9 protein-coding genes are annotated in these 13,704 nt (G+C 43.9%); 4 read left to right on the top strand and 5 right to left on the bottom strand.

Annotation, left to right across the window (positions count from 1 at the left end; genetic code table 11):
* Window positions 1-163: 163 nt before the first annotated feature.
* The 3 genes from QQL36_RS02520 to QQL36_RS02530 form a co-directional block, all read right to left on the bottom strand.
* On the bottom strand, window positions 164-1,825 hold the full coding sequence (locus tag QQL36_RS02520; protein ID WP_321568788.1) for a RagB/SusD family nutrient uptake outer membrane protein: 1,662 nt from the start codon (window positions 1,823-1,825) through the stop codon (window positions 164-166).
* An 18-nt stretch (window positions 1,826-1,843) separates the two neighbouring features.
* Entirely contained in the window at window positions 1,844-4,942 is a 3,099-nt protein-coding gene (locus QQL36_RS02525; RefSeq protein ID WP_321568789.1) for a TonB-dependent receptor, read from the bottom strand.
* A gap of 132 nt (window positions 4,943-5,074) precedes the next feature.
* Window positions 5,075-9,052, bottom strand: coding sequence for a two-component regulator propeller domain-containing protein (locus tag QQL36_RS02530; RefSeq protein WP_321568790.1), 3,978 nt, complete (start codon window positions 9,050-9,052; stop codon window positions 5,075-5,077).
* A 158-nt stretch (window positions 9,053-9,210) separates the two neighbouring features.
* On the opposite strand from QQL36_RS02530, the gene QQL36_RS02535 reads away from it, so the two are divergent.
* A complete protein-coding gene (locus QQL36_RS02535) occupies window positions 9,211-9,579 on the top strand; it encodes a VOC family protein (protein WP_321568791.1) in 369 nt (122 codons plus the stop codon).
* 95 nt (window positions 9,580-9,674) lie between these two features.
* Here QQL36_RS02535 and QQL36_RS02540 read toward each other — a convergent pair whose 3' ends face one another.
* Complete coding sequence (locus QQL36_RS02540) at window positions 9,675-9,899, bottom strand: hypothetical protein (RefSeq protein WP_083720224.1); 225 nt, start codon at window positions 9,897-9,899, stop codon at window positions 9,675-9,677.
* A gap of 222 nt (window positions 9,900-10,121) precedes the next feature.
* Here QQL36_RS02540 and QQL36_RS02545 point away from each other — a divergent pair, with 222 nt between their 5' ends.
* A complete protein-coding gene (locus QQL36_RS02545; RefSeq protein ID WP_321568792.1) occupies window positions 10,122-10,352 on the top strand; it encodes a helix-turn-helix transcriptional regulator in 231 nt (76 codons plus the stop codon).
* On the opposite strand, the gene QQL36_RS02550 is transcribed toward QQL36_RS02545, so the two are convergent.
* Window positions 10,342-11,616 (bottom strand): MFS transporter, encoded by a 1,275-nt coding sequence (locus tag QQL36_RS02550; RefSeq protein WP_083720222.1) that lies wholly within the window; start codon window positions 11,614-11,616, stop codon window positions 10,342-10,344. The genes QQL36_RS02545 and QQL36_RS02550 overlap by 11 nt on opposite strands.
* 250 nt (window positions 11,617-11,866) lie before the next feature.
* Between QQL36_RS02550 and QQL36_RS02555 the strand changes: the two genes are divergently transcribed.
* Together QQL36_RS02555 and QQL36_RS02560 are read left to right on the top strand one after the other, a co-directional pair.
* Entirely contained in the window at window positions 11,867-12,298 is a 432-nt protein-coding gene (locus QQL36_RS02555; protein WP_083720221.1) for a MarR family winged helix-turn-helix transcriptional regulator, read from the top strand.
* Window positions 12,299-12,553: 255 nt separating this feature from the next.
* Window positions 12,554-13,534 carry a tetratricopeptide repeat protein gene (locus tag QQL36_RS02560; protein ID WP_321568793.1) on the top strand — a complete coding sequence of 327 codons (981 nt, stop codon included), beginning with the start codon at window positions 12,554-12,556 and terminating at the stop codon, window positions 13,532-13,534.
* Window positions 13,535-13,704 lie beyond the last annotated feature (170 nt).

Genomic DNA, 13,704 nt, shown 5'->3' on the forward strand with positions numbered 1-13,704 from the left:
CTAAGTTTATTATAACGCTATCATGATAATGCTACTATAAGGCCGCTAAAAGGCCATTATAAGGTTACCAAAAGGTCACTTCATTATCCCTGGGATATTGAGGTGACCTTTTGATGCTCTTTTGGTGAACTTTTGGCGCCCTGTTGGCACCGGCATCACACTATTAGTACCCCGTATTCTGCGTCAACTGACCATTAGACGCCAATATCTCAGATCTTGGAATTGGCAGCCAATAGTTCTTGTCAGCAAATAAACGTCCGGCCAGCGCTGTCTTCCTGGTATATGTATATACCCCGTTTGACTTCGTGATCGTCATACCATATGCCGGCACATTCTCAGTCGTAGATGCAATTTTCCATCTTCTCACATCATAAAAACGATGCTCTTCAAATGCCAGCTCTACCTGTCTTTCTCTCTGAATAGCCGTTCTCATTTCATCCTGTGTCAAACCTGTCGTCAATGCAGGTTGATTGACACTGCTACGCTGACGAACCTGGTTCACTGCTGCATATACTGATGCATCTGGTCCCGCTGCTTCATTCTGTGCTTCTGCATAGTTCAGCAGGATCTCTGCATAGCGGAAATAAATCCATGGTTGTAATCCTGCCACATTCCATGGGTTGTCGATCGGATTCGTATCGTCCATGAACTTCTTCAGGTAATAACCTGTCTTGGATGTATTCCAGTTCGAATTACCATCCTGACTATCTTTACCTCCTGGTGTGAATGTTTCGATCGTACTGTTTCTATAGGTCGCACCATTGTACAGAATAGAAGCATAGAAACGCGCATCCCTGTTAGCATAGGGGTTTGATGCATCATAACCGGAGCTCGCATCGGTAATAGGAAGACCATTATTCATTTCATACGCATCTACTATATTCTGCAATGGTGTATTACCCGCCCATCCGCCATAACCATTTGGTCCGTTGGCAATTTCTAAACAGGTATGTCTTGCACCAATTACATATAGTCTTTCGAAAATGATCTCTTTACTCGCTGAGTTCTTAAACAATCCTCCATAGTCTGCATCAATTGAATACTGGCCCAGATCCATCACCGCTTTTGCAGCGGCTGCTGCATCTGCCCAGGTTCCTGCATTGTAAAGCGGACTCGCTGCATACAGTGTCAGCCTTGATTTCAGTGCCAGTGCCGCACCTTTGGTAGCACGACCCAATTCCCATGAGTCATCATTTGCTGATGGTAAATAATAAGCTGCTGAATCCATTTCCTTTATCGCATAATCCATAGATGTCTGCAAAGATGCACGGGTATACAAAGCTGGATCTGCCAGATTATCCTCCAGGTTATACACACTATCACCCACCATCACTACACCACCATAGTTGCGGATCAGATCCTGGTAACGGAACCCACGGATAAAGTGTAATTCACCTCTCAGCTTATTCCGCAATCCCTCACTCATTGGCACTACTGCGATGTTGTTCAGGGCATAGTTTACCTCCCTGATGCTACGATAACTTCTAGCCCAGAGTGTACCGGTAATACCTGTGTTTTCTGGTGCCAGCAAACCCTGTTGCACCAACCAGGTATTATCATCATTATTATAAATAGATTCATCTGATAGTGAGCACCACATCGCGTATTCAAATCCTCTTCCAAAACCCGGAGGCGTACCCTCCGCTTCTTTATCCTGGAGCTTTACACCCATGTATCGGTTAATCACATAGTCTTCAAACAAAAGCGAGTCGGACAACACTGCCACGTCAGACACACGGTCCGTAGGCACGATATCCAGGTAATTCTTCTTGCAGGACACAAATCCTATTGCCAGAAGGTATAAAAAATATTGAATCTTTCTCATGACCGTAATTTTTCAGAATTAAAACTTAACATTCAGCCCCAGGTTCACAATACGCTGTTGCGGATAGAACTGTCCGCTGCTGCTGTTTCCTTCCGGATCGTAATCTTTCACTTTTGTAATCGTGAACAGGTTGTAAGCGCTGGCATACACACGGAGTGAACTGATCTTTGCCCTGTTCAGCAACGTTGCATTGATCGTATACCCCAACTCTACGTTCTTCAAACGGAGAAAGGATGCATTGTTCAGCCAGAAATTGTTCGCATACAAACCACCATTTACGGAAGATGATGCACGGGTATCTACTCTTGGATAAGTTCCATCTGTATGGGTTGGGCTCCAACGGTTATCTGCCCAGCTGCTGTAGAAGTTTCCGATTGTACCTGATTCAGGCAGTACATACTGACTTACATGTGTCTGCCCTGCAAATACAACTGATGCATCGAAACCTTTGTATGCTCCATTCAACAGAATACCATATGTGATTTCAGGAATGTTGCCATACTTTGTTCTTGTCTGGTCATCAGCTGTGATCTCACCATCGTTGTTGTAATCCTGGTAGATCAGATCACCCAGTTGTGCATTGGCCAGGTGTGGATATTTATCCAGATCTTCCTGTGTTCTGAATATACCAATCGCATTATACAATAAAGAGGTGTTCATCGGATGACCGGTTTGACGCTGGTAATCGAGTGTACCAGACGCTTCGTCGATGTAGATGATCTTGCTCTTTGCATATGTGATGTTGGTATTGATACCATAACGGAAGCCACCTTTAGTCACATTGTTGTATCCCAGTGTAGCTTCAATACCATTACTGTTTACCTTACCAATGTTCTCTGCAGGCACCAGCGGATCGGAACCATAAGGGTTTACGATGCCTGAAGTACCAGGAATAGAAGCATTGCGCTGGGTGAGGATATCAGAACGTTTCTGCTGGAAGTAAATAAACTCCACGTTGAAATGATCCAGGAATATTGCATTCAGACCTACGTCCAGTTTCTTCGCTACTTCCCAGGTGATATTCTGGTTAGCCAGTTTAGTGAGGTCAATACCCGCATGTACCGCATCACCGATTACATACTGACTGTTGAATGAGTAGTTGTCAAAGTACTGGAACAGGGAGATATTATCATTACCCAATGAACCATAAGATCCACGGAGTTTCAGGTCATTGATGAACTTCACACCCTTAAACCATGGCTCCTGTGAAATGCGGTAACCAGCAGAGATAGATGGGAAGAAACCATACTGATGCCCGCTTGGGAATGCGGAGGATCCATCCACACGTGCCTGCGCTTCTACCAGGTATTTCTCCTGGTAGTTGTACGCCAGTTTACCGAAATAACTCTTACGGGTAAAGTTATAGCTGTTACCAGAGTTATTTTTGTCTTCACTGGCAGGACCACCCTGTGACAGTTCCGGTGTAGTGGAAGATGGGAAGTTCATGCGGTAAGCACCCAGTGAATCCTGAGATGTTTTACTTTGCTCATAAGCGACAAACGCTGCGATGTTGTGTTTTCCAAACTGATGTGCATAGTTCAGTTTGATGTTGGACACCATCATGGTTCTGTTTAATTGTCCTTCTGACAAAGTTGCTAACCCGTTTGAACCACCTACGATTGTCTTATCGTAAGCACCGGTCGTTGAATTGTAGTTGTATACGGAATAAGGTTTGCTGAACGTCTTGATAAAGCTCCAGGATTTGTCGATAGAATAAAATCCATCCAGTGACAACCCTTCTACTCCTGGAATCTGGTATGCACCTTTCAGTATACCATTAAATACCTGTGTAGGGTTGCGGCTGGTTCCACCTATGCTGGTGCCTATCAGTGCAGGGTTACTCCCTTCTATACCATAAGTAGGTAATCCATTAGGGTAGTAAGGTGCGATGGTAGGATAAGCCCTGTAAATAGCGCGGAAGATGTCGCCGGCACTGGTTACAGGGTAGTTACGATCTTCCTCTCTGCCGCTGAGGTACAGACTTACTTTCAGTCTTTTAGTTACATCCGCATCGATGTTGGAACGGAAGTTATACTGATTGTACTTTGTCGCACCATTTTTATATAAACCATCCTGGCTGATCGTACCGAGAGATGCATAATATCTTACATCAGTCGTACCACCGCTTACTGCCAGGTTATGCTGCTGCTGTGTCGCTGATTTTTTCAGCACCACTTTCTGCCAGTCAGTATTAGGGTAGTTCAGCGGATCAGAACCATCTCTGTATTTCTGGATCTCTTCGTCCGTATAATACTGGTTCATGCCACCTGCCGGATCGGTGTAATACGCAATCTCATTCTGGATCGCAGCAAAGGTGGGTGCATCCGCCATTTTTGGCAAACGGGTAGGGGAAGAAAAACCCTGGTTAAAGGTGTAATTGATCACCGGCTTACCGGTTTTACCTCTCTTGGTGGTTACGAGGATCACACCATTCGCTGCACGGCTACCATATACTGCAGCAGAAGCGTCTTTCAGTACGCTGATGCTTTCAATATCGTTAGGGTCCAGTCTTGATAATCCACCAATCTGACCTGGTACACCATCTACCACTACAAGTACATCGTTGTTACCGGTGGTACCCAGACCTCTGATGTAAATGTTGGAGTTGTCATAACCCGGTTCACCAGCACGGTTGTTGGCGATCACACCAGAGAAACGACCTGCGAGTGAGTTGGATACGTTCGGTTGCGGACTTCTTACAATGTCCGCACCTTTTACGACGGAGATAGATCCGGTCAGGGTCTCCTTTTTCTGGGTACCATAACCTACTACTACCACTTCGCCCACAGTCTGCGAGTTTTCACTCAGCGTTGCATTCACGGAAGGCCCTGCAACGGCGATAGACTGAGCAGCGTAAGACATGTGATTGAATACAAGGGTATCTCCCTGTTTTGCAGTGACGGTATAGTGACCATTGATGTCGGTCACAGCTCCCTGGTTAGTCCCTTTAACTTTCACTGTTACACCCGGAACTGGTTGTCCCCCGGACACCACTTTACCGGAAATTTTGCCCTCCTGGGCCTGTGCAATAAATACAGGGAACATGAATACTAAAAGCAATGACAGTCGCAGAAACAAGGGCAACTGCCGCACGTGCCTGTGCAAGACTTTTTTCATAACGGAATTCTGTTTGGATGAGTAAACGGTTGATTATCAGTTTTTCATTGATCAAGACAAGGGCAAATTAGGGACTTTACCCCCCTTGGGAAGGGGGGTAAATCATTTAAAAAAGGGGGTAAATTCGTTCAATTACCCCTCTTTTACGATAGTAAGGTCCTGGTTAAAAGAGTGGCGATACTTCTTTACATATTCGGATGGGTTCATGCCAAAGAGCTTTACAAATTGCTCTCTGAAGTACTTCACATCGCCAATGCCTACCTCAAAAGCTGCCTGATTGATGGTATAATCTTCCTTTATCATCAGCATCGCCGCTTTGCGAAGTCGAATAGAACGGATAAAGGCATTGATCGTCTGCCCGGAAATGGATTTTACCTTTTTGTATAAGCTGGAATGACTCATACCGATAGCCTGCGTGAAGGTTTTGATAGAGAAATCTTCATTTCCCAGGTTGGATTCTATAATACTGATACAATTATTGAGGAAGTCCCGGTAGGCAGCGGGAACTTTGACTGTACTTTTTTGTAAGGTGATGCTGTCCAGGAAGTATTGGCGAAGCAGGTTCCTGTTTTTCAGAAGGGTCTGCACCTTGGCCAGCAACAGGTCTTTATCAAATGGTTTGGTGATGTAATCGTCCGCCCCTTCTTCTATCCCTTTGATTTTCAGGTCATGGGCAGAGGTCAGGAGGATCACGGGGATGTGGCTCAGGGCTTCTGTATTTTTGATTTTGGTACAGAGTTCCAATCCATCCATACCCGGCATTTGTACATCACTGATCACAAGATCCGGGAGTTGCTCCTGCACCATGGCAAATCCGTCATCCCCGTTTTCTGCTTCATATATTATATAATGGTCAGAAAATAACTGCCGGAGGTACGCCCGGATGTCAGCATTGTCATCAATGCAAAGTAGGGATCTTTTCTCTGTGACCATTTCTTCAGGCAGGAGTTTTTCTTCTTTTTTCACAGGTACAGTCGTTTCTTCCATCAGTTCCTGCAAAATGGCGGAGCGCTCATTGGTGGCAAAGTCATACCCGGTGAGATGACCGAGACCCTTGCGCAAACGAATGACGAAAGTAGTGCCTTCCTGCTGGCGGCTATGGTAAGTAATACTACCATGATGACTTTCAATAAAATGCTTCACGAGATAAAGGCCGATCCCGAAACCTGTCTGACGCCCACCTACCCTGCTGAATTTATCAAAAATGCGGTTACCGGTAGTAATAGGAATACCACAACCGGAATCCTGTATGGAAATTTCCACTTCTGTGAATAACTCACGAATTTTAAAGACCACCTTTCCACCATCAGGGGTAAATTTGAAAGCATTGGACAATAAATTGAATAAGGCCACCTCCATCTTCTCATCATCTACATACATTTCGATCGGACATTGTCCGCCTTCGAACTGGTAGTCGATATTTTTGAGTCTTGCCTGCTGAGAGAAACACAAAAAAGCTTCTTTGCATAGCTCCACCATATCCAGTCTATTGATTTTCAATGTATCTCCACCTGAATCAGCTTTTCTGAACAGGAGTAACTGATCCACTAAACTGAGTAGTCTGCGTGCATTTCTATAGACAATACTGAGTTCCGGGTCCTGGGTATATGCTTTAAGAGGATTGATAATCAAGCTCAAAGGTGTCCTAAATTCATGTGAAATATGAGTAAAGAAAGATAACTTCTTCTCATTCAGCTCTTTTTCTTTCTCATTTTCCAGGTGCGCAAGCCGAATTTCGTAATCAAGGCGTTCCTGTCTGGAGCGATAACGCATAAAAACATATAACAGACCTCCTATTGCCACAGTATATAATAAGTATGCCCACCAGCTTCTGTACCAGGGTGGCAATACAATAATGCGGATCGTGCTGATCTCTGGCCCCCAAAGACCTTCGGCACTGGTGGCTTTGATTTTAAAAATATACGTGCCTTCCTGCAGACGGGTATAATTTGCGGTGCGTGCTTCACCGACATAGTTCCATTGTTTATCCCAGCCTTCCAGTCGGTAGGCATAATTGATCTTGTCCGGAGAAGTATATTCCAGGGCGACGAAGTCCAGGGAAATAGCTGCTTTGTCGTAAGGGATCTTTAATTCCTCTACATTTTCAAGCGCGCTTTTGGAAATATATTTGCCTTCCTGTTCAACAGGGGTATTGCTAATTCTGATACCAGTGAGGAATACCGGCGGCAAAGTAGTCTGGTCGTAAATACTATCCGGGAAAAAGACATTGAAGCCTTTGATACCCCCGAACATACACTCACCGGTGCTGAGTTTCAGTGCCGCATTGTAGCTGAACTGGTTACTTTGCAGACCATCAGATTGTGAGAAACTACGACAGATTTTTGTCTGCGGGTTAAATCTGGCCAGACCATTGAAAGTACTGAGCCATAGATCGCCGCTGTTATCTTCGATGATTCGCAGGATAGCGTTGCTGGGTAAACCATCTGTTTCTGTATAGCGAATAAAACGGCCTGTTTGTTTATTGAATTGTAATAAGCCACCACCATCGGTGCCTACCCAGAAGTTGCCATGTTTATCCTCGTGAATACTGCGTACGGTGTAACCAATGTGGAAAACCTTGTGTTGTTTGTGTGCCCTGTCTATGGAGATCAGGTCCTGGTAGTTACCACCCCACAGATGTCCCTGGGCATCTTCGGCCAGGCATTGGATGTTGATAAGGGTATTGTCAAAGAGTTCGAACTGGTTGGTCGTTCTGTTGAAAGTATAGAGGGTACCATTATTGGTGGTACTGGCCCATATCTGTTTCTGTGCATCTTCGTATACAACCCATACATTGTTTTCAGTAGTATTGGTAGTGGGGTTGTTGCAATGAAAATGCTCGAAGGCGTTACTGCCTTTTTTATACCTGTTGATGCCGCCGAACCAGGTGGACACCCAGATATCATCCTGCGCATCACGAAGAATGCAGGTGATAAAGTTGCTACTGATAGCGTTGGGTTTGGTAGCGTCGGCAGTGAAAGCAGTGAATTGATTATGGGGTCTGTCCCAGTGCTTGAGACCTCCGCCATCAGTGCCGATCCAGATATCGCTATTCACTCCTTCGCAGAAGGAAAGGATAAAGTTGCACACCGTGTTTTCCCCATTGAAACGATGGAGTTCGAATGGATTACGCCGAGGGGCGACAATGCTGATTCCACCTCTTAAAGTGCCGATCCACATACGACCTTCTCTGTCTTCATATACAGCATATACCGCATTACTGTTCAATTGACACTTATTGATATTTTCACGGGAAGAGACGATGAAGACACCTGCCCCGTCAGAGGCTACCCAGATCCTGCCGGTTTTGTCTATGCAGAGGCCTACGACTTTGTTGTGGGTCTGGATGTAATTTTCGGAGAAGGAATTATTAGTAAGGTTGTATCGGAACAAGCCATTATCAGTACCTAACCATAGGCCACCTTGCTGATCGCTACGAAGACAGTTTGCCTGGCGGATGCTCTGATTGATGATTTGCAGGGATCGTGTTTGTGGATTGTATTTGCAAAGGCCAATGTCTTGTACAAATACAAAAGCAATATTGTGGTCAAAGTCGATACCGGTCACTTCGTAATTGGTGAGGGTAGTGGTATTTTGAATGATGGGTACCTGGATACCGGCGTATACATTTTCATGAAATAATAAGAGGCCGTCACGTTCCGTACCTGCTAAGACGGTTTTTCCACTATCGCCGGCGCGGATAATGTGGATAACGCCGATTTCAGGGCGGGGAGTGGGGCTTTTATAAGGGGTAAAACGGGCGGTGGTAAATTGCTCATTGACGGGGTTGAATACACTAATACCTTTGCGGCCTCCGAGCCAGATACGGTGGAGGTAGTCGCCTTCGATCGTGAAATTCCCATTGTCATTGAGGGAAGTGGAGTCGCCGATTTTATTGCGGAAGATGCGGAATTTGTAGCCGTCGAAGCGGTTGAGACCATCGTAGGTACAGATCCACATAAAGCCTTTGTAGTCCTGATATACGTTCATGACGGCGTTATTGGATAAGCCGTTTTCAATACCGAGGTTTTTTATAGGTTCGTCGTTGGCATACAGCGTAATGTATAAAAAGCAGCAACAGAACGGCAGTAGCATCCGGAACAATTTCATAACGTGCGCGTTTTGGTGGAATGTAAAGTATAAAAAGTTTTTAAATAATACCAGGTAAAAATCGGCTGCCTCCGGCAGCCGATTTTTACCTGCCCGGTCCATGAATTTGGGCAGCAGGAAGCTGCCCAAATTCATGGACTTATTTTTATCTTTATGCTATGATCTCCTGCAACCTCATCGTCATTCGTACCAACAAACTACACGAACAGGCTCAGTTTTACACCGCCCTCGGATTTGAATTCGAATACCACCAACATGGAAACGGCCCTATGCACTACGCCAGCAAAGGCACCACTCCCACTTTAGAAATCTACCCGCTCTTAAAATCTCAAACTATTCCGGACGCAAGCACCCGCCTCGGCTTCTCAGTTGAGAACCCCGATATCATAGTGCAATCCATATTATCATTAGGAGGAAATTTGGTGACGCCAGGAGCAGACACCCCCTGGGGCTATACCGCCGTCATTGCAGATCTCGACGGCAGAAAAATAGAATTAGTTAAGTCTACCTCTTCTGCTTTTAAGTAGAAAAATTGAATGAGCCCCACTCTCTAAATAGAAAAATTGAATGAGTCTAATCTACCTATTCCACTTTCAAAACAAAAAAACTAAACTGGCCCAGCCTACCTCTCCCGCTCACTAAGCGGGAAATAATGTGATACCGCCCAGATTATTTTACCCAATGCGTCCTCAGGTAAATCCGGCTTTGTCTCAAATGTAGGCTCCTGACCTTTGTGTCTTAACAATAAAAACTCATCTTCCTTGAAGCGTATACGCATATGCGAAGTGCCCCGCAACTTACGCATATAAATAACAGCGCTATCAATCGTGATTTTGCGTCCGGTCATAATATTATCACATTAAAGATATAGGAATGGGGTGTCATTTAGAACCTGTAAGTGTCATTTTGGTTTTAACATGTCTGAATTGATCGGGCTACTATTAAAATGTTGTAGCTCCCTCGAAAATTCACCCTAAAATATCGTCGAATGTAAATCTTTTTCTCAAATCTTGGGCGATCACCCAATAATTATTTTACTCATTTAACCCAACTTGGACGCCACAAGAAAATGGCTCCAGAACAGGTAAAAATATTAATCGTATTCGGCAACAACCTCCGGCAACTCCGGAAGGATAAGCAGCTTACGTTACTTGACCTGGAAGTGAGCAGTGGCGTGAATCAGGGAGATATTTCAAGAATCGAAAACGGAAAGAAAAATCTAAGCTTTACAACATTGTTTAAATTGGCGAAAGGATTGGATATGCATCCGTCACAGTTGTTACATCCTATCAATGCCTGAATCGCAATGGGTTCATTGACCTCATCCACTCTCCATCATGCAGTTTCCGCTGATGCAATATAAATCCAATCACAATCAATATCCCTGCTACACCCTCTGCAAATACCACTGCACTCACGCCTAATCTTTCCGCCAAACTCCCCATTATCAAACTACCAATCGGCAATACACCCTGATACGCCATGATGTAATAACTCAATGTCCTTGCTCTCATTTCTGAAGATGCATGTGTCTGCAAATATGTATTGATCGCTGAGTTCTGTACCATCAAACCCGCACCTGTAAAACCTGTCGCAATCAATGCCAGCCAGATCTGAGAAGAGAATCCTAAACACACGACAGCAACTGCAAATAAAATACTGGAAATAATAGTCAACTGATTCAGATCCTTACCCGGTCTTAACATCGCCATATACACAGCTCCAAACAATGCACCTAAACCCGCTGCACTTTCAAACCAGCTAAATGTTGTGGCATTACCATGAAATACATCTTTTGCAATCGCAGGTAATAATGTAGTATATGGAATCACCAGCAGACTGGATGCTGCCAGCATCAATATCAATGAAGACAAATCAGGCGATTCACGCAAATAATCATATCCCTTCTTCAAATCAGCCCAGATATTTTCTTCTGATTTCTCCTGCTGTTTAATTTTCAGTTTCATCTGCAACAAACAACCAATTACAAAGAAGAAACTCAAAAAGTTAATCAGGAAACAAATGTCCTCACCAAAAGCACTCAGAATAAAACCGGCAAATGCTGGTCCTACTAACCTCGCTGCATTAAATGCAGAAGAGTTCAATGCAATGGCATTGGGCAAATCCTCCTTATCATCTACCAGGTCTACCATCAGTGACTGACGTGCCGTGGTATCGAATGTATTTATTATCCCCTGCGCCAGACTCAGGGTCGCAATCATCATAATATTATAATAGCTCAACCAGACAATCAGCGCCAGAATCCCTGCCTGTACCATCAGTCCGATCTGGGTAATGAACACAATTTTGTATTTATCATGCCTGTCTATAAAGCTCCCTGCATAAGGAGCAAGCACGAGAGAAGGAATTAAACTTAAGAAGGTAACCAATCCAAGTAAAAAGGTAGAGCCCGTGATCCGGTATACTAACCAGCTGATGGCAACCCTTTGCATCCAGGTACCGATGAGGGAAACGGATTGACCTGTGAAGTGTAATCTGAAGTTCTTGTGTTTTAGTGAACGAAATATAGATGAATTGCTTAAAAATGACCTTACTATCCTCATATGCTAAACTAAATTGATAAAGTTACTTTACAAAATTACAACTTTTTAAGGAATTCTATTTCATGAAAAAGTTAAAAACAAATCGTAAATAATAGCTAAATCGCTTCAAATAAGGTCTAAAATCACTAAAAATGAATCTAAAACGATTGAAACAGAAGGATTTCTTCCATTCCCCGTAAATAACGAAGGTCTTAAGATGTAAGATACCTGCCCAGCTGGAAATTCAAAAAAACTAAAGTACCTTTGCCAAATGTCTAAAACCTATGAGGTAGCTGCCTCCTTGCGCAGCACCGTCACTCGCCTCACCAGGCAACTGCGAAAACAAAACATCTCCTCCGCATTCTCCAATGCCGAGCTCCTCACCATGGGCTTATTGGACCAACACGGTAGCATGCTCCCATCTGCCCTCGCAGACCTGGAACGCATCTCTGCTCAGGCTATTTCACAGATTATCAATAGATTAGTTGAAACAGGCGTCGTAGCACGCACCTCCGACGAGTCAGATAAAAGAAAAGTCCTCATCTCCCTCACTGCAAGCGGTAAACAATACCTCGACGAAAACCGCCGGATTAAGGAAGAATGGCTCGTAAAAGCAATGGACAACCTCTTCTCCACAGAAGAGCTTGTACTCATCGAAGCATTCCTCCCGCTCCTCCAGCGATTAGCCGAATACAACGGATAACGACCACTTAATAAGCAGCCCTATCCAAAAATAAAATTATAAATGTCCCATACGTTATAATATACTTATATTTGTATAATCAATAGTTTAAATCAGAAATTACAGGCAATCAGATACTTTAGTGTCTAAATTGACATGGGCATAAGTCAGCAAATGTCAGATTGTAGTAATACAATGTTATTCCATCTGTTTCCAGGAACCCCTGTACAGAAGATTAGCTTGATTATTTATCCGATCCTAGATCCTATGATGACTATGAAACATTTATTTACAATTCTTCTATTATGCTCTTTGTCCACCACTTCCATTCTGGCCCAGAATTACAAACAGGAGTTCGAAAAATTATGTGAACAGGGGGATACGGCGAAACAAAAGAAATTGTTAGAAAAGTGGGAAAAAAGCCGTCCAAACGATGCAGAATTGTATATTGCCTATTTCAATTTCTACGTAAGCAGAAGTAAAACTGAAATTGTTACCAAAGTAAGCCACCCCGACGCTGATACAAAACCCAAAGCCAAAAAGCAAACAGGATATACCAGCGAAATCGGTTACAGGGCTGACCCCCTCGGTAAAGGTTTCAAATACATCAACGCCGGCATCGCCAAATACCCCGACCGCCTCGATATGCGCTTCGGTAAAGTATATATGCTGGGCGAAACGTATAAATATGCTGCCCTCACGCAGGAACTGGTCAATGTATTAAATTACTCCACCACCATCCAGAACAAATGGAAATGGACTGACAACAAATTGCTGGACAAACCTGAAGATTTCATGCTCAGCGCTATCCAGGAATACGTAGCCACCATCTACAACTCCGGCAAAAGCCAGGCTGATAACATGAAGGAAATCGCCGAAACCGTACTGAAATACTATCCTAAACATGTGGAAAGTCTGTCAGATCTCGGTATCGTCTATACCATGAAAGGAGATCTCAATATGGCACTGAGATACTTCCTGAAGGCAACTGCAATAGAGCCGAAAGACTTTATCGTACTCAACAACATCGCGAACATCTACAATAAAAAGAAAGATACCACCAATGCCGTGAAGTACTACGAACAGGCATTGAAATTTGGGGACACAGAAGCAAAAGAACTCGCTGGTAAAGAACTGAAAAGATTAGCGAGAAAACCAGCTGCTACTAATACTGCTGCAAAAGCAAAAACAACTGCTCCAGCAAAAAAATCAGCCGCCACCTCCACAAACAAAAAGGCCCCTAAGAAAAAATCTTAAGGACCTTTAAATGTGGTTTACACGACGTTCTTTTACTTGATCGATTGTAAAAGATTGCAGAACTCTAACTTCTGATCCGATGTAAGGAAAGAGTTAGCTATTGTTTCATTGATTAAATCGCTGGTTAAAGAGAATTCATCATAAAGATCATTTTGTTCGACACCGTACTT

Source organism: Chitinophaga sp. LS1, from assembly GCF_034274695.1.
Classification (GTDB): Bacteria; Bacteroidota; Bacteroidia; order Chitinophagales; family Chitinophagaceae; genus Chitinophaga.